Below are 20,844 nucleotides of genomic sequence, written 5' to 3'. Positions count from 1 at the left end.
TGAAAGTGTAAGAGTGACTTTATACGGATTGGATCGGCAGTATATATTTTGATTGTTATGCTGTATAGTTTCTTGCCTCTAAGTAAAAAGTAACGCGAAGGGGTGAATAAAATGGGCAGAAAAGTAAAAAAAGATCCTTCTAGAGCAAGTCTTGGTTCCTCGCAAGTCGAAGGTCAAGGAACTACAACAAACGAAACGGGTTCTTTTAAAGTATCTTCATCAAATAAGAGACAAAAACGAAGCTAAACATATATAAATAAGAGTAGTCATGTCGACTACTCTTATTTATATGTTTTTATTTTGTTTAGTTCATTTATATATTGTCGATACTGAAAAATAGCTATTTTTTCAATAAACGAAATGCTTTTTCTGTATTTGCAAAGTGAAGTTTCACAAACTCAGGAAGCCGTTCTTTTCCTAGCTTTTGAATTAATTTAACTGCAGCGATATCAACTTGCTTACCCGCTCCTTTTGGAAGTGGCATACCGGCTTTTTTGCTGAGCTCATCAAACTGCTTTACGAATGAGTAGCGAGCTAAAATAGAGGCTGCTGCAACTGCTAAATGAACACTTTCACCTTTAGTTGCGAAATACACGTTTTCACGCTGTACTTCTTTTTGTTTTGCTAAGTATTTGTAATATGTATCAGGCTGCGTGAATTGGTCTATTAAGATGCCTTCTGGTTTTGTAGGTGCAATCTTTGCTAGTAAATTTGTAAGAGCCTTATTGTGTAAGAGCGCTTTTAGTTTCCCCTGATTGTTTCCTTTTTCGAATAGTTCGTTATATTTTTCATTATGCAAAACGAGAGAACTATAAGGAACAACGTTAAGTAACTGTTTTGCAATTTCGGCAATTTGCGCATCATTTAAGTTTTTAGAGTCTTTTACACCAAGTTCTTTCAATAATGGAATTTGCTTTGCGTCTACATATACAGCAACAACTGTCATCGGTCCGAAGTAATCTCCAGTACCCACTTCATCAGATCCAGCTATAGACATTGTTCCAATGGAAGCGGGCGGGGCATAGCGGTGCGAATTTGCAGTTTTTTTACCAGAAGATTTCGGCACTTGAGAAACATTTTGCCAACGTGCAGCTTCTTCCTCTGCACGAGTACCTTGAAACATTACTTTGCCTGATTTATAGGCCGTAATTGTACAAGATGGAACTTTCGCCATAAAGATACCACCTTGCGGAACTTTTGGGGCAATTGCTTGTTTATATTGTTGTTTCATATCCTCAATTATTGCAGGATTTGTTTGGATTACGATAGAATTTGACAAAGTAGTCGCTCCTTTTTCAATATTGTTATTTTTATCATATCGGATTGTTCTTTCTGTTTCCATATTATGATGGTTCATGGTATGATAAACTTTAGGATTCTGTACGTGATTGGAGGCCGGTGAGTTGTCACAACAAAAGGGAAATAAAAGTCGAATTAATGTAGAAATCTATGGTCAGCAATATTCAGTTGTTGGCGATGAAAGTACAAGTCATATCCGCATGGTAGCAGCGATTGTGGATGATAAAATGCGCGAACTCAATGCCAAGAATCCTTCGCTTGATACGAGTAGACTAGCGGTATTGACGGCGGTAAACGTCATACACGATTATATAAAATTAAAAGAAGAACATGAGAAACTAAAAGAAAGTATGACAAAAAAAGGAATGGAATAACATGATTGATATTATTATCATATTACTGCTTGTTATGGGATTTTTCCTCGGCTTAAGAAGAGGGTTTGTCCTACAACTTGTAAAGTTAACAAGCTTTATTATCGCATACCTTGTTGCATACTGGTACTGCAAAGATTTAGCGCCAGTACTTGAGAAATTTATTCCGTATCCATTCGATCAGAACGTATCTGTGCCAGAATGGATTGATGCAAATAATATCGAAGCAGTATTCTATCAAGCAATTGCGTTCATTGTATTATTTATTATTACAAAAATCGCGCTTTCATTGCTTGGGAATTTGCTGAATATGTTTACAGAAATCCCAGTTATAAAACAGGTAAATGCGTTTGCTGGAGCACTTCTTGGTTTCTTAGAAGTGTATATTATTCTGTTTGTCTTAATTATTATTGGAACTATTCTTCCGATTGAACAGGTACAAACGCCACTGCAAAAATCATCAATTAGCAAAATAATTGTAGACGATACACCGATTCTTTCTGAAAAGGTGAAGGAACTATGGCAGCCAGGTAGCAGAGTATAACTTCTCTTTTTTCGGAAAGAGAAGTTTTTTTTCTATGAAAGAAAGGCGGGGAAAGAATGAAAGTAAATAAAAAACAAGTGATTAAATTATTGGAGACAATCGGCCTTTTTATGGAGCTTAAGGGCGAAAATCCATTTAAAATATCTGCATTTCGTAAAGCCGCAGCAGCATTAGAAAGCGATGATCGTAGTCTTTCTGAAATTGAAGATTTCACAAAGATTCCGGGTATTGGAAAAGGAACAGCAGCGGTCATTCAAGAATATATTGAAGCTGGAACTTCAGAAGTATTAGAGGAGCTTGAAAAGGAAGTGCCAAGCAGTCTATTACCGTTATTAAAATTACCAGGGCTTGGTGGTAAAAAAGTAGCGAAGTTGTACAAAGAGCTTGGCGTTATTGATATGGAAACTTTGCAAAAGGCTTGTGAAGAAAATAAAGTACAGGCACTTGCGGGATTCGGTAAGAAAACAGAAGAGAAAATATTAGAAGCAATCGCTCAAGTAGGCTCTCGTCCAGAGCGATTACCGATTGCGATGGTCTTACCTATTGCCGGGGAAATAGAGAAGAAATTGTCGAATGTCCAGGAAATTGTTCGATTCTCTCGCGCTGGTAGCCTGCGCCGCGTTCGCGAAACGGTAAAAGATTTAGATTTTATTATCGCAACGGAAAATCCAGTAGCAGTACGTGAACATTTACTGCAATTTGATAATATGATTGAAGTCATTGCGAGCGGTGATACAAAAGTATCCGTTCGTCTTCAATATGAATATGATATTTCAATTGATTTCCGTCTTGTAAAACCTGAAGAATTTATTACAACGCTTCATCATTTCACAGGTTCAAAAGATCATAACGTAAGAATGCGCCAAATTGCAAAAGATAAAGGTGAAAAGATTAGTGAGTACGGTGTGGAAAATTTAGAGACAGGTGAAGTGAAGACGTTTGAAACAGAAGAAGCATTCTTTGCTCATTTTGGTCTACCATTTATTCCACCAGAAGTACGTGAAGATGGAAAAGAGCTTGAGTTGATTAAAGAATATCCAAATTTAATTCAGTTCTCTGATATACAAGGTGATTTACATATGCATACAACATGGAGTGACGGTGCTTTTTCAATTGAAGAAATGGTACAAGCATGCCGCGGGCGTGGGTATAAATTTATGGCAATTACGGATCATTCCCAATACTTGAAAGTAGCGAACGGTTTAACGAAAGAGCGTCTTCGTGAACAAGGAAAAGAGATTGAACGTATTAACGAAAAATACTCAGATATTACAATTTTACGCGGAATCGAAATGGATATTTTACCAGATGCAACGCTCGATTTTGATGATGAAGTATTAGCGGAGCTTGATTATGTCATTGGTGCAATCCATTCTAGCTTCTCACAAGACCGTGAAACAATTATGAAACGCTTGCGTACAGCAATTGAAAATAAACATGTTACGATGATTGCCCACCCAACAGGTCGTCTTCTTGGACGCCGCGAAGGGTACGATGTAGATACAGATTTACTGATTGAACTCGCAAAAGAAACAGATACAATTTTAGAATTAAACGCGAATCCGAACCGCTTAGATTTAAGTGCGAAACTATTAAAGCAAGCACAAGATGCGGGCGTAAAAGTAGCGATCAATACTGATGCGCATACACTTGAAATGTTAGAAGATATGGAAACCGGTGTAGCGGCAGCTCGTAAAGGGTGGATTCAGAAAGATACCGTGATTAACACATGGGATATTGAACGTTTATTAGATTATATTAAACGGAATAAGTAACACAAGGGGGACGTGCAACTTATGTTAGAACGAACGTTGCGTGTATTAGAATATAACAAAGTAAAAGAACAATTACTTGAGCATGTTGCTTCTTCACTTGGTCGTGATAAAGTGAAGAGCCTCGTGCCAAGTACAGATTTTGAAGAAATTGTAGAAATGCAAGAAACAACAGATGAGGCAGCAAAAGTCATTCGCTTAAAAGGGCATGTACCGCTTGGCGGAATTTTTGATATTCGTCCGAATGTAAAACGTGCGAAAATTGGAAGTATGCTAAGCCCACATGAACTGCTCGATATCGCAAGCACGATGTATGGTAGCCGCCAAATGAAGCGGTTTATTGAAGATATGATCGATAATGGTGTAGAGCTTCCAATTTTAGAAACACATGTTGCGCAAATTGTGTCTGTATATGATTTAGAAAAGAAGATCACAAACTGCATTGGGGATGGAGGAGAAGTAGTCGATAGCGCGAGTGATAAACTGCGCGGCATTCGTAACCAAATCCGCACTGCAGAAAGCCGTATTCGTGAGAAACTTGAAAATATGACGCGTTCTTCAAATGCCCAAAAGATGTTATCAGATGCAATCGTTACAATTCGTAATGATCGCTATGTAATTCCTGTGAAGCAAGAATACCGCGGTGTATATGGTGGTATTGTTCATGATCAATCTGCATCAGGACAAACGTTATTTATTGAGCCGCAAGTCATTGTGGAACTAAATAACGCATTGCAAGAAGCAAAAGTGAAAGAAAAACAAGAAGTAGAACGCATCTTAATGATGTTAACAGAAGAAGTAGCAGTCGAAGCTGATATTGTGTTAGCAAATGTAGAGGTTATTGCAAATCTTGATTTCATTTTTGCAAAAGCTTTTTATGCAAAGCGTATTAAAGCAACAAAACCAATTGTAAATAATGAGCGTTATATGGATTTACGACAAGCCCGTCATCCACTTATCGATCCAAAAATCATTGTGCCGAATGATATCATGCTTGGTAAAGACTTCACAACAATCGTTATTACAGGTCCGAATACAGGTGGTAAGACAGTTACATTAAAAACAGTCGGCATTTGTGTATTAATGGCGCAATCTGGTCTTCATATTCCAGTATTAGACGAATCAGAGATTTGTGTGTTTAAAAATATCTTTGCTGATATTGGTGATGAACAATCGATTGAACAAAGTTTAAGTACGTTCTCCTCTCATATGGTGAACATTGTAGATATATTAGAAAAAGCTGATTTTGAAAGCTTAGTATTATTTGATGAATTAGGTGCTGGAACAGACCCACAAGAAGGAGCAGCACTTGCGATTTCTATTTTAGATGAGGTATATAACCGCGGAGCACGCGTTGTCGCAACGACGCATTATCCGGAGCTAAAAGCATATGGTTACAACCGTGAACAAGTTATTAATGCGAGTGTGGAGTTTGATGTAAACACACTAAGCCCAACTTATAAGTTATTAATTGGTGTACCAGGACGCAGTAACGCTTTTGAAATTTCAAAACGTCTTGGTTTATCTGATCGAGTAATTGATCGTGCTCGTAATCATATTAGCACCGATACAAATAAAATCGAAAATATGATTGCGAAGCTAGAAGAAAGTCAAAAAAATGCAGAGCGCGAATGGACCGAAGCAGAAGAGCATCGTAAACAATCTGAAAAACTTCATCGTGAATTGCAACGTCAAATTATTGAATTTAACGATGAGCGTGATGAAAGATTATTAAAGGCACAAAAAGAGGGCGAAGAAAAAGTAGAAGCTGCGAAAAAAGAAGCAGAAGGCATCATTCGTGAACTTCGTCAACTGCGTAAAGCACAGCTTGCAAACGTGAAAGATCATGAGCTTATCGAAGCGAAAAGTCGCCTAGAAGGTGCAGCGCCAGAGCTTGTGAAAAAACAAAAAGTAAAAGTGAAAAACACTGCGCCAAAACAACAATTACGAGCAGGCGATGAAGTAAAAGTATTAACGTTCGGGCAAAAAGGACAATTGCTGAAAAAAGTAAGTGATACGGAGTGGAACGTTCAAATTGGTATTCTGAAGATGAAAGTGAAAGAATCTAATATGGAGTATATTAATACGCCACAACCTGTTGAGAAAAAGGCAGTCGCGACTGTTAAGGGAAGAGACTATCAAGTTTCCTTAGAACTTGATCTTCGCGGTGAACGTTTTGAAAATGCAATGATACGTGTAGAAAAATATTTAGACGATGCACAGCTTGCAAACTATCCACGCGTATCCATCATTCACGGAAAAGGAACAGGAGCACTTCGTCAAGGTGTACAAGATTACTTGAAAAAACATCGTGGTGTGAAAAACTTCCGCTATGGTGATATGGGCGAGGGAGGCCTCGGCGTAACAGTTGTCGAATTAAAATAAGCACAAAACCAGGCAAAAGGGGTAAACCATTATGTTTATGGACAAACTTGCAAAAGTATTGTTAGCTTGTTGCGGCATGTTTTTGGTGATTGGAGTTATTTATTTAGTGTTTTTTGCGAAGTAAGGAAGCGTCAATCTCGGCATAAGTTAACGCCTGAGATTGACGTTTTTTCTTTTCGGATAATCTATAAGAAAAAAGGAATACGACATGAAAATTAACCAATTTATAAGCGAAGTATTATCCTGCTCAAGGCGAGAAACAGACCGCCTCATTAAAGCGGACCGCGTGGCAATTAACGGTGAGGTTTGTACGCACGGTGCGATTGTTACGGTGAACGATATTGTAACGATTGATGGTAAAACAATCGAGAAAGAAGATAAAGAAAAAATCTATATTGCCTTTCATAAACCAGTAGGGATCACTTGTACTGCTGCGGAACATATTGAAGGAAATATCATTGAGTACATCAATCATCCAGAGAGAATTTTTCCAGTTGGTCGCTTAGATAAAGCGTCGGAAGGATTGATTTTGCTAACAAACGATGGAGCGATTGCCAATCAAATTTTACACGGAGATCATGAGCATGAAAAAGAATATATTGTAACGGTTGATAAGCCATTTACAGATTGGTTTATTGATGGAATGAGCCGTGGTGTGAAAATTAAAGATGGAATGACAAAACCATGTAAAGTAACCAGGGTAGATCACTCGACATTTCGAATTGTTTTAACGCAAGGAATGAATAGACAAATTCGCCGAATGAGCCGTGTGTTTGGATATACAGTAACGAAGCTACAACGGGTACGAATTATGAATATTAAGCTTGCTGGATTAGAAGCTGGAAAGTGGCGAAATGTCACAGAGCAAGAGTTACAACAATTATTGAAGCAGCTATAGCTGTTTCTCAGTTTTATTTTTTGTTAGAAAAAATAAAACTATTGTTTTTTTTGAAAATAGCCCATATAATAAAAAACAACAAGATTCGACAATATATTTTGAAAAGTAATGATGAGGACATGAGTTATTTTTTACGATTCTCAGAGAGGGAAGCCTTAGGCTGTGAGCTTCCTAATACGAAAAGATACACTTACCACCTCTAAACTTCAAGAGTGAACTGCATCATGCATTGTAATTCTTGGCGGATAAAACCGTTATTAATTTACACGAGCTATAAAATGAGTTTATTTTGTTATACATTCATTTTATTAGAATAAGGGTGGAACCACGATTTCAACACTCGTCCCTTTGTTAGGGACGGGTGTTTTTTGCGTTCTTTTATAAAGGAATTTGGATTGAAAGCGGAAATATAGCGGTTTTTTATTTCTGAATATTTAGTCTTTTATTATTTTTTAGGAGGTAGAGAAAAATGAAATCATCTTTAAAGTTATCTGAGATGTTTGCAATAAGTTTAATGTTATTTGCACTATTCTTCGGTGCGGGGAATATGATTTTTCCACCAGCGTTAGGACAAGGTGCTGGAACAGATGTATGGGTGGCTTTATTTGGTTTTGTTATTACAGGTGTAGGGCTTCCTTTACTAGGAGTCATTGTCATTGCTTTAAAAGGAGATATTAATAAACTCGCAGGTCGTGTGCATCCGTTGTTTGCACTTGTTTTCACAGTTGCGATTTATTTATGTTTAGGTGTGTTTGTAAGTGTACCGCGTACAGGAACTGTTGCTTATGAAATGGCGGTTACTCCATTTTTATCAAGTTCCGTAGTCAGTCAGGCATATCCACTTGTTATCTTTACATTTATTTTCTTTGCAGTTACTTTCTATTTAGCGTTAAATCCTTCGAAATTAGTAGGACGTATTGGGAAAGTATTAACACCAATTTTATTAGCGGTTATTGCAATTATTGTCATCAAAGCATTGATTACACCGATGGGTGAGTTTGGAGCACCGACAGAAGCATATAAGGATCCGCTTTTCAAAGGATTTATTGATGGATACTTAACATTAGACGGATTAGCAGCACTTGTCTTCGGAAATGTAGTTGTTAATGCTTTAAAAGGAAAAGGAATTACCAATAAGAAAAGTATTGCGAAAGTGACAATTTTTGCGGGGATGATTGCAGCATTTGGTTTACTTATTGTTTACCTAGCGCTTGCTTATCTTGGGGCTTCTAGTGTATCGCTTGGAATGGGAGAAAACGGTGGTGTTATTTTAACAAATGTTGTGCATCATTTATTTGGTAGTTATGGCACTCTTCTACTGGGTGTAGCGATTGCAGCGGCATGTTTAACAACTTCGGTTGGAATCGTTGCAGCTTGCGGAGAGTTTTTCTCAGCATTACTACCAAAGCTGTCGTATCAAAAAGTTGTTTTCATCTTCTGCATGTTAGCATTTATGGTAGCAAACCTTGGTTTAACACAGCTAAATGCATTAGCGTTACCAATCTTAATCGCAATCTATCCAATTGGTATCGTATTAATCGTATTATCACTAATTGAAAATTACATGCGTATCCCGCTAGCAATGTATGTGGGTGGAATTGTAGGGGCATTTGTTGTTAGTTTCTTCGATGGTTTAAATAATGCTCAGATTCAAATTGCAGCATTATCGCCTATGTTAGAAAAGATTCCATTTTACAATGTAGGAATCGGTTGGCTCTTACCAGGAATCATCGGTATGTTTGTTGGATATATTATTTCTATTTTTCAGAAGCGGGAAGTTGTCGTAGAAAAATGAGGAAAAGAGACTTTCTTTGAAAGAAAGTCTTTTTTGTAGAAATTAATATATTGGGAAATTTATCTAAATCTATTGTTTATTGATGAAGGGATTTTCAATCTAAAAAAGACTTCCATTTTATTACTCCTTGTTCGTAACACCTATCCAGTTTCACCCACATAATATACTACTGTCGTTCAATAAAGTTTGAGGAGGATTATACCTTATGAATAAAACGCCAATTGTTCTCCATGATGAGCCTTTTGTAGCCCAGTATGAACAAATAATTACACCAGCAGAATGCCAAGAGTTAATCGAGCTATCTAAAAAGCACATCCAACCCGCACAAGCCTATGGACATACAGGGGAAAGGAAATCAGATTTTACTTGGCTTCCACACTATTCACATGGGCTTGTTAGTAAAGTATCTGAACTTATTGCTACTGCTATGCCCTTGCCGCTTAATCACGCTGAGCCATTACAGGCAGCGAGATATGAAGTTGGAGGGAAATTTGATGCCCATATTGATTGTTATGGTACCTGGCACGAAGGTGGGAGGAACCAAGTTAAACAAGGGGGACAACGACTTTATACAGCTATTCTTTATTTGAATACAGTTGATGCAGGTGGAGAAACTTTTTTTCCCTCTCTGAATCTTACAGTTACTCCAAGTGAAGGGAAATTATTAGTTTTTGAAAATTGTAAAAGAGGGACAGATGAACCGCATCCACTTTCATTGCATGAAGGTTGCGCAGTACATGAAGGAGAAAAATGGATTGCTACATTATGGTTTCGTGAAAAACCACAATATTAAAAATTCATTATTGGGTTTTTGAGAGGAATGAAAATTCTTATTTATTCTTGTTTATGTACAGTTTTTTTCTGTTGGACATTGCTCTAAGACTGATCTCTAGATAAGAGTCTTATCTTTTACATCGTATAAATATATAACGGTTGTCTTTGGTAACGAGTTGGTTGTACTCGCAAAGCAATAATATGGTATAGTGAAACGAGGCTGTTTTTTCCGTCTCGTTTTTTAAATGCTTCCTAATAGGTAGAAAGCATTCAAATGGAAAGGAAGACATTACATGCGATCAGAAGTAATTGTAAAGATAAAACCGAAATTTATAAAAGAAATTAAAAGTGGCTACCCGCTTATTTTAAAAGATGCAATTCAAAACTTAAATGATATACGAGAAGAGGGAACTATCATCAAAATTGTTGATGAGCAGAACCAATTTCTTGGTAAAGGATATTATGGAAAGCAAAATAAAGGATATGGCTGGATTTTAACAAGAAAAGAGCAAGAGCACATTGACCAAGCTTTCTTTGAAAGAAAAATCAAATCAGCGTTACATAAGAGAAAAGGTTTTTACAAATCGAATGATACAACAGCATTTCGTGTTGTAAACGGTGAAGGTGATGGTCTTGGCGGTTTAATCATTGATTATTACGATGGTTATTATGTAATCAGCTGGTATAGCGAAGGGGTTTATTCCTTTAAAAACGAAATCGTTGGAGCTCTTCAGAAAGTAGCAAACTTCAAAGGAATCTATCAGAAGAAGCGCTTTGATACAAAAGGAAAATATATTGAAGACGATGATTTTGTTGCTGGAGAACGAGGTGAGTTCCCAATCATCGTAAAAGAGAACGGTGTAAACTTTGCGGTGTATTTAAATGACGGAGCAATGGTAGGTGTATTTTTAGATCAGCGCAACGTTCGAAAACAAATTCGTGACACATATGCAAAAGGAAAAACAGTATTAAATATGTTCTCTTATACAGGAGCGTTTTCTGTATTCGCAGCACTTGGCGGAGCGACAAAAACAACAAGCGTTGACCTTGCGAATCGTAGCTTAAGTAAAACAATTGAGCAATTTAGCGTAAATGGCATTGACTATGAAGCGCAAGATATTATCGTAGAGGATGTATTCCATTACTTTAAATACGCAGCGAAGAAACAAATGAAGTTTGACATGGTTGTGCTAGATCCACCAAGCTTTGCACGCTCTAAAAAGTATACATTTAGTGCAGCGAAAGATTACAAAAACCTATTAAAAGAAACAATCACCATTACAGAAAATAACGGTATTATCGTTGCTTCCACAAATTGTAGTACGTTCGATATGAAAAAGTTTAAAGGCTTTATCGACACAGCCTTTAAAGAAATGAATGGTAAATATAAAATATTAGAAGAACATTCCTTGCCAGAAGATTTCCGTACGATTGATCAATTTAAAGAAGGTAATTACTTAAAAGTAGTTTTTATAGAAAAAATTAAAGGTTAGTGCAAAGAAAAATGAGCTCAATTTTACATGAGCTCATTTTTTTTATTAAATAATATTTTGCACTCTGCCAACCTGTCCATCTTGCAATCGTACTTTAATGCCGTGTGGATGAGATGGTGAATTCGTTAAAATATCTTTGACAATTCCTCTTGTTAGCTTCCCAGTTCGTTGATCTTGCTTTAACACAATATCAACTTCAAGGCCTGGTGAAATATTAGATCGTTTTTGTCCGTTCATTTACACACCTGTACGTCTACGTTGGTTATTTGGCTTTTTTGTTTGCTGGTTTTGTAATTTTTTTGTTGCTTGATTTTGGTTTTTCGCATTTGCGCCATTTCCATTCCCTTGCTTTTTCTTTGCAAGTTGTTCGCGCATTAAATCAGCTAAGCTTACTTTTTTATTTTCTGACATGGTAAGTCTCCTTTATATTAAGTTAATTATAAACAATAGTAGTGAATTTCATCATAACATTGTTGTGAAAAGAAATGAAGTCAGATTGAATTTTCATATAATTCTTTTCACCTTTATTGACTTCAGTTACAATTGAATTGTTAATGTTTGTAAAAAGGGGATAGAAGCATGTCAAATCATATTTTATTAGTAGAAGATGACATTTCCATTCAAGAGATGGTTGAAACATATTTATTAAAAGAGGGCTTTCAAATAACAATCGCATCCGATGGAGAAGAAGGAGTTCTCGCGTTTCTAAAAGGCTCATTTGATTTAATCATTCTCGATATCATGATGCCAAAGTTAGACGGTTTAGAGGTTGTGAGAATCATTCGAGAAAAAAGTGCTGTTCCCATTCTAATGATGTCTGCGAAGGATACGGATGTAGACAAGGCGATCGGTTTAGGTCTTGGAGCAGATGACTACATTTGTAAGCCGTTCTCTATGATTGAATTGGCAGCCCGGGTAAAGGCAGGCATTAGAAGATCGACAAAGTATTCAGCCACGGAGCAGAAGGAAGAAATGATTGAGATTGGTGATTTGAAAATTGATCCGATCAACTTCACTGTGCAAAAAAAAGAAAAACAACTAAAACTTACTTTGAAAGAGTTTGAGATTTTAAAACTATTTGTAAAGAATCAAAAGCGTGTATTTACAAAAGCACAAATTTATAATCTGATTTGGAATGAAGAATATTATGGTGATGATAATGTGATTAATGTTCATATGCGACGTTTACGTGAAAAGATTGAAGATGATCCATCTAATCCGGAATATATTAAAACACTATGGGGCATTGGCTATAAGCTGGAAGTGATGTAGTATGACAGCTCTTTTAATGATTGTTATCTGTGTATTATTGGGCGTTATTTATTTTCAATATAGAATTGGGAAAAGTAAGAGTGCAAATGTACACTATACATATGAAAAGTTACAGGATATTGTAGAGCAACAAACAGGTGAAAAGTTATTGGTTATGACGGATGATCAAGAATTACAAAAATTATTAGTAGCAATTAATTATTTGTTAGATGCGAAACAGAAAACGAATGCAGATCATGCGAAGGTTGAAATTTCAATGAGAAAGATGTTATCTAACATTTCACATGATTTAAAAACGCCGCTTACTGTTATTCTTGGATATACAGAAATGTTAAATGTAGATAAAAAGATGAACGAAGAAGAACGACAAGTTTTGCTAGAAAAAGTGCATTTGAAAACGCTAGAAGTAATGGAACTTATTCATAAGTTTTTTGATTTAGCAAAGTTGGAATCTGGTGATAAAGCAATCGAAATGACAAAGGTGAATATGAATGAAGTGTGCCGAGAGAAAATTTTATCCTTTTATGATTTAGTAACGACGAAAGGGTTTGAGGTACGGATTGATATACCAGAGAAGAATGTGTATGCACTTGGAAATGCTGAAGTATTAGGCCGAGTGTTAAATAATTTAATATCTAATGCGATTGCGTATGGATATGACGGAAAAACGCTTGGTATTACATTAAGAGAAGATGATAGGTGCGTGTATGTTGAAGTATGGGACCGCGGGAAAGGAATTGATGAATCTCATATTGATAAAGTATTTGAACGTATGTATACGCTAGAAGATTCAAGGAATCGATTATATCAAGGGAGCGGTCTTGGACTCACCATCACAAAGCGACTTGTAGAATCGTTAGGCGGCGAAATTCATCTTTCCAGTAAGCCATATGAGAAAACAGTATTTACAATTGTGCTGAAAAAGATCGAATTTTAGCTTGTAGAAAAGAGAATTCTACAAGCTTTTTTGACTTAAGGAATTTGTAAGGAATGGGTAAGAAAAAAGAGACTTTCATTGACTATGATATACATATAAAGATGTGGCGAAAGGGGAAAATGATATGTCATATATATTAAAAACAAATAGGCTAACAAAAGTATTTCAAGGAAAAGAAGTAATTTCAGGGGTTAATATGCATGTGAAAAAAGGAGAAATCTATGGCTTTTTAGGACCGAATGGTGCTGGTAAAACAACGATTATGAAAATGATTACTAATTTAATAAAACCGACGAGCGGAGATATTGAAATTTTTGGTGAGAAATTAACAGATACTTCTTATGAAGTGTTAAAACGAATGGGGACGATTATTGAATATCCTATTTTCTATGAAAAATTAACAGCTCAGGAAAATTTATATCTTCATTGCGAATATATGGGTTACTACGATAAGAAGGGAATTGAGCACGCATTAAACCTTGTTAATTTACACAACGTGGAGAATAAAAAAGTAAAAGATTTTTCACTGGGGATGAAACAAAGATTAGGAATTGCCAGAGCGATTCTGACAAAGCCAGAGCTATTAATTTTAGATGAGCCAATTAACGGCCTAGATCCAATCGGTATTAGAGAATTGCGCGACTTATTTAAAATGCTTTGCAAAGAATATGGAATTACCTTGTTAATCTCTAGCCATATTTTAGGAGAAATGGAGCAAATGGCGGATACGATTGGCGTAATTCAAAATGGAAAATTGATAAAAGAAGTTTCAATGAAAAGTATTAATGGTAAACAAACGGAGTATATTGAAATTCACGTTCAAGATGTGAAACGAGCGGCTTATGTTTTAGAAAATAAACTCAGCATAACAAACTACAAGATTATGAGTGAGAGTATTATTCGCGTGTATGAAATGACAGAAATGCAGCAGGCAATTTCGAAAACATTGATCGTGAATGATGTGGAAATTGAAAGCATAAACAAAAAGCATAGTTCATTAGAAGAGTATTTCTTAAATCTTGTGAATGGAGAGGGAATCCATGCTTAAACTTATGAAACTAGAATGGAAAAAACATCGCTTATCTCGTTATCTTAAAGGAATCGCAATTTGTATTGTATCAATTTTCGTTGCTACTGCTCTTATGGCATGGGGTTCTAAAGCTGAGGGTGAGCAAATGTTTTCAGATTATGCGGGATTTATGTCTTTAACAAATATTTTTATTAGAACAACATTTATGATTTTTTCAGCTGTCATTTTATCGCGTTTAGTAATTGATGAATACAAAAGTAAAACGATGCAATTATTGTTTAGCTATCCATTAGAGCGAAAAAAAATAATGCAAGCTAAGTTAGCGATTACCTTTGGATTTTGTTTTTTTACCATAATTCTTTCTACGTGTATCATCAATATATTAATTTTCTTTTTAAACCCAATTATAGTTTTTTTTGAAACACCTGTTACTATGGCACAAATTATTGCTACCATTCCAGCTACTTTTCTTACTGCATTTATGATGGCTGGAATTAGTTTAGTTCCTTTATATTTTGGCATGAGGAAAAAGTCAACTCCTACAACGATCACCTCGTCTATAGTAATTGGATTATTGATTAACTCAACTGTTACTAATGGGGAAGGACAGATTAGTTTGTTTGACTTCATTGTAGTACCGATTGCACTTTGTCTACTAGGTCTTACAATTGGTTATCTGTCTTATCATAAAGTGAATAAAATGGATGTGGCTTAAATACAGATACAATCTTGAAGGAAAGTCATTACTTGTAGAAACAAAATCAGGAGATATTGGTGTGTCTTATAAAGAAGCTCCAACTTCATTCCAGCTTGCTGCTAACAGCGACTCATCCGATATAGTAGTGAGTTTAAATGGATTTAAGAAAAGAACGAATACGGAAAAAACAAAAGAAGGTGTAATCGGTGATGCATCAAATAAGGCGGAGCTTTTAAGCGAAAAAGGCACTATATATATCAAATAATAATCAGAAGAGGTGAATATATCATGCGAAAAAAATCAACTCGTTCCATCAGTGACCTATTTTCTATGCTGTTTTTTTACTGTACGACGGGACTATTAAGCGTTATTGTTGTTCCAGTTTTGGCAACGATTGCGTACGGTTTCGGTTTTTGTACTGTACTTATATTGATTGCAGGTATTATTCGTTCTTTTGGAGCTACATGGGTACAAATGGATATTGGACCTGGTTTATCAATCCCTCAGGAGTGGAGTATGGTTTGGGCTCTGATTATAGGTGGAATCGTGGGAAGTATCGCCTATTTTAGTTGGAAGTATCTCCGTATTTATTTGAACTTTCTATCTAGAAGTTATCGTAAAGTATTACCAGTTAATGAACAATAAAATCGAACAGGAGGATTTATTCACTATAACATATGAACTAGGGGGGATAACATGCTGCAACTTATAAAGCTAGAAATGAAGAAATGTAAGCTTGGGTGGTATATGAAAGGTGCGATTATTGCAAATGTAGTGATGGTTGCGATGTTGTTTTTTGTAAGCTATGTGTCACAAATTGAAGGGGATGTAGAATTAGGAAATCCTCAAGGTATTCTTTTAATGGCGAGTGTAATGGTGAGAGGAACATTTATTGTCTTTGCAGGAGTACTAATTGCAAAATTAGTAATTGAAGAATATAAAAATAAAACAATATTGCTCATGTTTTCGTATCCGATTAGTCGAAAAAAAATCATTGCAAGTAAGTTATTAATTACCGCAATATTAACATTCATAACAGTCTTACTATCTAACATTTTTATAGTAAGTGTCTTCTTTACATTAAATAGTTTTATGCTAGTTATTCCGAATACAATAACGATAGGTGAGTTAATTCAAGAAAGTATAAAAGCAATTCCTTTTGCTGTTGCAGCTGCAGGAGCAGGTTTAATTCCATTATATTTCGGTATGCGCAAATATTCTGTTCCAACAACGATTGTGTCGTCCTTAATTGTTGTGATGATTGCATGTCAAAATCAGCCGGAGTTCTCATTAGCAACCTTTCTCCCGCTTCAATTCGCGCTTGCGGCTATTGGCATTGTGATTGCTTATTATGGAATTAGAAATATTGAGAACGAAGATGCACTATAAAGTTTCACATGAAACAAGTTACATAAAAAGACAAGGTGCTCAGCCACCTTGTCTTTTTATGTCATTACATTTTGGGAGTTTCCATTCCTGCAGCGGCCCATTCCTCTTTAGCTGGCCCATAAATACCTGGGACTTTTAATCCAGCTTGGCGCATTAAAACAGTCATTTGACCGCGGTGGTGATTTTGATGATTAATGAGAGTCATCAAAAAAATAGAGTTTGGCATTGGACGCCCAAAGAAATCATTAATTGTTGTTAAATCTTTATCAGTCCACTCTGTTTGGATTGCCTCTACAAAAGCCGTGTTTACTTTACGGTAACCTTCCGAAATTGCCTTCGCGGAAGTCGGTATAGGATAATCATTTGCTTCTCCCTCAAATTGTAAGCCTGTTCCTGATAGCATGACTGGAATCGCAGTGACGATATGCCAAGCAACTCTACCTAAAGTCCAATGCCCAGGTGCAATCTCTTGTGCTAAAGATTCATCAGTTAATGCATCCAATACCTTTTGTGTAGAATCAGCCTCATATTTCCATGTTTTTAAAAAGCCTTCAATTGTTTGGTACATGTTATCCCCCCTATGGTTACATTCATAGGGTAAATTCGTGAAAGGATTCGTTTTTCCTTCTCTTATTTAATTTTCGATCCATACTACAATATGTTTGGGAATATGTAAATTAGGGGGAATCTTCATTGTACTTCGTATATTAAGTGGGTAGAGAATGAGGCAAAGAGTGGTGATGAAGTAAAAGAAGTATCTTTTATATAATATACTATGATCGTATTATATTTGTTTTATAAGGCGTATGTTAATTTATGCCGCACTGAAATTTGCCATGACATAAAAAACGCAAGCTTCTAAATAAAAGAAGCTTGCATTTTTAACTAACATTCTTCCCGCTTTTTCTCATTAACCACAAGAAATAAGGAGCACCAAGGACAGCGACTACTAGCCCAGAAGGAATCTCTTTCGGATAGACAATGGTTCGTCCAAGTAAGTCAGCGATGCAAAGAAGGATAGCTCCAAATAGCGCTGAACAAACAAATAATTTTTGATGATTCATCCCGACAACGATGCGCGCTAAGTGCGGTGCAACGAGTCCTAAGAAAGCGATTGTACCAACGGCAGCAATGTTCACTGAGGCGAGCAACGTTGCTAGGATAATAAGTGCGAAACGTGTTTTGTCTACACGTTGTCCAAGTCCTGTTGCTAAGTCATCTCCAAGTATGAGAACATCAAGCTGTTTCATTAAGAAGAATATCGTTGGTACGAGAATAAGAGAGGGATATAAAATTATATTTTCTAAGTGATTCCACCCTCTTGCATAGGTACTGCCTGATAACCAAGTTAATGCAGCAGCTACGTTCAAGTTTGCCCTCACGATAAAGATTTGAATAATGGCGGAACCGAGTGCTGATACACCGATTCCAATTAATGCAAGGGCTGTTGGGTTAAATCCTGACTTCCATGAAAAGAAGAGGACAACTCCAACTGCAAATAGTCCACCAATGAATGCACCGATTGGTAAGAAAACTCCTGGAAGTGCAGGGAAGACATACATAATTGTTAAAGCACCGACACCTGCTCCAGATGAAATACCAATGATAGATGGATCCGCAAGCGGATTTCGTAGTATTCCTTGAAAGACTAGTCCGCTTATGGCAAGGCATCCTCCGGCAACAGCAGCGACGAGCATCCTTGGTAAACGAAGGTTCATCATCATATTTTTATCAAATTGGGTCAGCTGCCCTGTTATTACATTGATTATGTTTTCGATATAAGCATTACTGCCAAGTGTAACGCCAAGTGCAACGGTTACAATACAAAGAACGATCGAAATGCAGATGACTTTTTTATAAGAGAAATATTTTGAGCTAGCACCGGCTGCGCTTGCTCCATTATCGCTCATATATTGTTTTGATTTCATCATGCGATAAACTAAGTAAATAAGCCACGGTGAACCAATTATTGCAGTAACAGCACCTACAGGAAGTTCAGCACCAGTTGGGTCTATTAATCTACCAACGACATCTGCTCCAAGTAATAAAATAGCTCCCCATAAGAAAGAGGAGAAAAGCAACGGGAGATGTTGCCGATAGCCAATCAGACGCATTAGATGCGGTGCAACTAAGCCAACAAAACCAATTGGTCCAACAACTGTTACAACGACTGCTGTTAAAAAAATAGCTGCAATAAAAGCGATAAAACGCGTTACTTCTGTTTTTTCTCCAAGTGAAACAGCAACATCATCACCTAAAAGAAGCACATTTAGTTTACGTGACATAAACAGTACAACCAAAAAGGCACAAACAACAAATGGAACCGCAAATTGAACACCATCCCAGTTATTTTGTACAAGTGATCCTGCCCCCCATAGGAATAGACCAGCTGTTTCGTTTTCATAAAAAAGCTGCATTGTTCCGGTAAAGGCAGAAAGCATTAGTGTCACAACCATACCAGCTAATGCCATGCGTAGGGGAGTTCCTTTTTTACCACCAGAAATACGATATACGCACAAAGCCGTTATCGCTCCTCCGATAAATGTAAAAAGGAGAGAGTGTACTTGTAAGTATTTCGGTAAAAAAATAGTGGCGGCGACTAGAAAGAAATACGCCCCTGAATGGATCCCCATTGTACTTGCTTCAGCCAGTGGATTTTTCGTTAAAGTTTGTAAAATAACCCCTGATACAGCTAGAGCACCACCAGCTAAAATAGCAATGGCAGCCCGTGGCAACCGCAGCATCATTAATGTTTGATGCTCAAGAGATTGATTTGGAGAAAAGAGAGCATCCATAATCATACTGTAAGAAATATTTGCTTGTCCCTGTCCGATATGAATAAAGAAAAGGAGGAGCAAGAGAGCTGCTCCTCCTCCGAATACAAGACTTGCTCGAAGTGTATGCTGTAAGTTATTCATTATGCAATCACTTCTTCGCTGTCATTACATCTGCAACTTGTTTTGCTAATGATTTTGCAGATTCAGGGCCACCGAAGATCCAAGTGTCACCTTTTAATTTATACATTTTATTTTCTTTTTTGAATTTCAATTCTTCCCATGCTGGATTCCCTTTTAGCTGTTTATCGAAAATGTTATCGTCATCAGCTACGATGTATAAGAAGTTTGCATCTTGTACACCTTGTAGTGCTTCTACAGTTGTTTGTTTGAAGCCGTCTGGTTCAGATTTACCAGGTTCAAATGCATTTGTTAAACCTAACTTTTTCGTAATTTGTACCGCTGTAGAATTGTCTGTTAACAGACGGAATGTTGGAACATTTTTTGCTGTAAAGGATTGTGTCATTACGATGTTTTTATCTTTTAAGTTTGCTTTATCAATTTTTGCTTTTGCGTCAGCAAATGTTTTGTCCATATCTGCTAATACTTTTTTACCTTGCTCTTCTTTTCCAACTGCTTTTGCGATTTGCTTAAATGTTTCTGTCATTTCTGCAAAATGATCGTTATTGCTTGTTGATGGGTCAAACATAATTGTTGGTGCAATTTGTTCTAACTCATTTTTAATCGCTTTACTACGGAATGAAGCTGTAATAATTAAATCCGGTTTTAAGCGGTTAATTTCTTCTAAGTTTGGTTGTTGACGTGTACCTACATCTACCACATCTTTATTTGGTTTTGTTTCTGTGTTTACCAATTTATTATAGTTCTTAATATCAGCCATCCCGACAGGTTGAACGCCAAGTGCTAATAAATCTTCTGCATATACCCACTCAAGCACAACAACTTTTTTTGCTGGTTTATCTAACTTTGTTTCACCTTCAGCGTGTTTAATTGTAATCGCTTGTTTTTTGTCATCTGTTTTTGTTTCCTTTTTCTCTTCTTTTTGCTGTCCGCATCCGACAACGAATAGAAGAATAACCATAAGAATGCTAACGACTTTTTTCATTTTTTTCCCCCAAAGAAAGTATTTTACGATGCGATAATCTGTGTAATTGAAAAAGATTATCACTATCAACACAGAAATCATACTATGAGGGGTTTGGAAGTGTCAATCTTTTTCTTTCTATTCTGACAAAAAATACTCTTTAGAACATTAGGGTATATTTTTTTTGCTATAAAGCTTTTAAAATATGAATTTCTAAGAAAAACAGGAGAAGTATAAGGAATGGGACGACATTATTCTGTGTGTTGTGGAATAGTTAATCAAAAGTCAGAATATTATGATTGTAACGCA

General features: G+C 36.4%; 21 protein-coding genes, 1 pseudogene and 1 other annotated feature. Of the genes and pseudogenes, 16 read left to right on the top strand and 6 right to left on the bottom strand.

Translation table 11 applies throughout. The features are described from left to right. The first annotated feature begins 111 nt into the window (after positions 1 to 111). Complete coding sequence (locus M014_RS28795; protein ID WP_081811107.1) at positions 112 to 246, top strand: YuzL family protein; 135 nt, start codon at positions 112 to 114, stop codon at positions 244 to 246. Between the two features lie 94 nt (positions 247 to 340). Here the strand turns inward: M014_RS28795 and rnhC are convergent, their stop codons facing one another. After that, positions 341 to 1,279, bottom strand: a complete 939-nt coding sequence (gene rnhC, locus M014_RS0121930; RefSeq protein ID WP_026593602.1) for a ribonuclease HIII — start codon at positions 1,277 to 1,279, stop codon at positions 341 to 343. A gap of 124 nt (positions 1,280 to 1,403) precedes the next feature. Here rnhC and zapA point away from each other — a divergent pair, with 124 nt between their 5' ends. From zapA to M014_RS0121885, 8 genes are all read left to right on the top strand, one after another. Continuing rightward, entirely contained in the window at positions 1,404 to 1,673 is a 270-nt protein-coding gene (gene zapA / locus M014_RS0121925; protein WP_000082703.1) for a cell division protein ZapA, read from the top strand. A 1-nt stretch (position 1,674) separates the two neighbouring features. Next, entirely contained in the window at positions 1,675 to 2,214 is a 540-nt protein-coding gene (locus tag M014_RS0121920; RefSeq protein ID WP_026593601.1) for a CvpA family protein, read from the top strand. Between the two features lie 56 nt (positions 2,215 to 2,270). Continuing rightward, positions 2,271 to 3,989: a DNA polymerase/3'-5' exonuclease PolX gene (gene polX, locus M014_RS0121915; protein ID WP_026593600.1), complete on the top strand. Its 1,719-nt coding sequence runs from the start codon at positions 2,271 to 2,273 to the stop codon at positions 3,987 to 3,989. Between the two features lie 21 nt (positions 3,990 to 4,010). After that, positions 4,011 to 6,371 carry an endonuclease MutS2 gene (locus M014_RS0121910; RefSeq protein WP_026593599.1) on the top strand — a complete coding sequence of 787 codons (2,361 nt, stop codon included), beginning with the start codon at positions 4,011 to 4,013 and terminating at the stop codon, positions 6,369 to 6,371. A gap of 208 nt (positions 6,372 to 6,579) precedes the next feature. Next, positions 6,580 to 7,269, top strand: a complete 690-nt coding sequence (locus M014_RS0121900; RefSeq protein WP_026593598.1) for a 23S rRNA pseudouridine(2604) synthase RluF — start codon at positions 6,580 to 6,582, stop codon at positions 7,267 to 7,269. Between the two features lie 99 nt (positions 7,270 to 7,368). Further along, positions 7,369 to 7,620, top strand: a binding site (T-box leader). 118 nt (positions 7,621 to 7,738) lie between these two features. Next, the gene (gene brnQ6 / locus M014_RS0121895; protein WP_026593597.1) at positions 7,739 to 9,064 is read left to right on the top strand and encodes a branched-chain amino acid transport system II carrier protein BrnQ6; all 1,326 of its coding nucleotides are present in this window, start codon (positions 7,739 to 7,741) and stop codon (positions 9,062 to 9,064) included. A gap of 205 nt (positions 9,065 to 9,269) precedes the next feature. Continuing rightward, a complete protein-coding gene (locus M014_RS0121890; protein ID WP_026593596.1) occupies positions 9,270 to 9,857 on the top strand; it encodes a prolyl hydroxylase family protein in 588 nt (195 codons plus the stop codon). 274 nt (positions 9,858 to 10,131) lie between these two features. Further along, the gene (locus tag M014_RS0121885) at positions 10,132 to 11,331 is read left to right on the top strand and encodes a class I SAM-dependent rRNA methyltransferase (RefSeq protein WP_026593595.1); all 1,200 of its coding nucleotides are present in this window, start codon (positions 10,132 to 10,134) and stop codon (positions 11,329 to 11,331) included. 45 nt (positions 11,332 to 11,376) lie between these two features. On the opposite strand, the gene M014_RS0121880 is transcribed toward M014_RS0121885, so the two are convergent. Then, complete coding sequence (locus M014_RS0121880) at positions 11,377 to 11,568, bottom strand: YwbE family protein (RefSeq protein WP_026593594.1); 192 nt, start codon at positions 11,566 to 11,568, stop codon at positions 11,377 to 11,379. Then, entirely contained in the window at positions 11,569 to 11,742 is a 174-nt protein-coding gene (locus M014_RS29785; RefSeq protein ID WP_090687793.1) for a hypothetical protein, read from the bottom strand. It abuts the gene before it with no gap. 168 nt (positions 11,743 to 11,910) lie between these two features. Between M014_RS29785 and M014_RS0121870 the strand changes: the two genes are divergently transcribed. From M014_RS0121870 to M014_RS0121840, 7 genes and pseudogenes are all read left to right on the top strand, one after another. After that, entirely contained in the window at positions 11,911 to 12,603 is a 693-nt protein-coding gene (locus tag M014_RS0121870; RefSeq protein ID WP_026593593.1) for a response regulator transcription factor, read from the top strand. 1 nt (position 12,604) lies between these two features. After that, complete coding sequence (locus M014_RS0121865; RefSeq protein ID WP_026593592.1) at positions 12,605 to 13,540, top strand: sensor histidine kinase; 936 nt, start codon at positions 12,605 to 12,607, stop codon at positions 13,538 to 13,540. Between the two features lie 124 nt (positions 13,541 to 13,664). Then, on the top strand, positions 13,665 to 14,588 hold the full coding sequence (locus M014_RS0121860; RefSeq protein WP_026593591.1) for an ABC transporter ATP-binding protein: 924 nt from the start codon (positions 13,665 to 13,667) through the stop codon (positions 14,586 to 14,588). Continuing rightward, positions 14,581 to 15,285: an ABC transporter permease gene (locus tag M014_RS0121855; RefSeq protein ID WP_026593590.1), complete on the top strand. Its 705-nt coding sequence runs from the start codon at positions 14,581 to 14,583 to the stop codon at positions 15,283 to 15,285. The genes M014_RS0121860 and M014_RS0121855 overlap by 8 nt, the downstream gene beginning before the upstream one ends. Positions 15,286 to 15,301: 16 nt before the next feature. Beyond that, a pseudogene (locus tag M014_RS0121850) lies at positions 15,302 to 15,532 on the top strand (DUF4097 family beta strand repeat-containing protein); the annotation flags it as partial. 23 nt (positions 15,533 to 15,555) lie between these two features. Continuing rightward, the gene (locus M014_RS0121845; RefSeq protein ID WP_026593588.1) at positions 15,556 to 15,912 is read left to right on the top strand and encodes a hypothetical protein; all 357 of its coding nucleotides are present in this window, start codon (positions 15,556 to 15,558) and stop codon (positions 15,910 to 15,912) included. A gap of 51 nt (positions 15,913 to 15,963) precedes the next feature. After that, positions 15,964 to 16,656: an ABC transporter permease gene (locus M014_RS0121840; protein WP_026593587.1), complete on the top strand. Its 693-nt coding sequence runs from the start codon at positions 15,964 to 15,966 to the stop codon at positions 16,654 to 16,656. A 64-nt stretch (positions 16,657 to 16,720) separates the two neighbouring features. Here M014_RS0121840 and M014_RS0121835 read toward each other — a convergent pair whose 3' ends face one another. The 3 genes from M014_RS0121835 to M014_RS0121825 form a co-directional block, all read right to left on the bottom strand. After that, the gene (locus tag M014_RS0121835) at positions 16,721 to 17,224 is read right to left on the bottom strand and encodes a DinB family protein (RefSeq protein ID WP_026593586.1); all 504 of its coding nucleotides are present in this window, start codon (positions 17,222 to 17,224) and stop codon (positions 16,721 to 16,723) included. Between the two features lie 313 nt (positions 17,225 to 17,537). Then, positions 17,538 to 19,574: a Fe(3+)-hydroxamate ABC transporter permease FhuB gene (gene fhuB / locus M014_RS0121830; RefSeq protein ID WP_026593585.1), complete on the bottom strand. Its 2,037-nt coding sequence runs from the start codon at positions 19,572 to 19,574 to the stop codon at positions 17,538 to 17,540. A 7-nt stretch (positions 19,575 to 19,581) separates the two neighbouring features. Beyond that, on the bottom strand, positions 19,582 to 20,556 hold the full coding sequence (locus M014_RS0121825; RefSeq protein ID WP_026593584.1) for an ABC transporter substrate-binding protein: 975 nt from the start codon (positions 20,554 to 20,556) through the stop codon (positions 19,582 to 19,584). Between the last annotated feature and the right edge of the window lie 288 nt (positions 20,557 to 20,844).

Source organism: Bacillus sp. UNC437CL72CviS29, assembly GCF_000482345.1.
Classification (GTDB): domain Bacteria; phylum Bacillota; class Bacilli; order Bacillales; family Bacillaceae_G; genus Bacillus_A; species Bacillus_A arachidis.
Note: the sequence above shows the minus strand (reverse complement) of the source record. Positions and strands in the feature narration are given on the sequence as shown.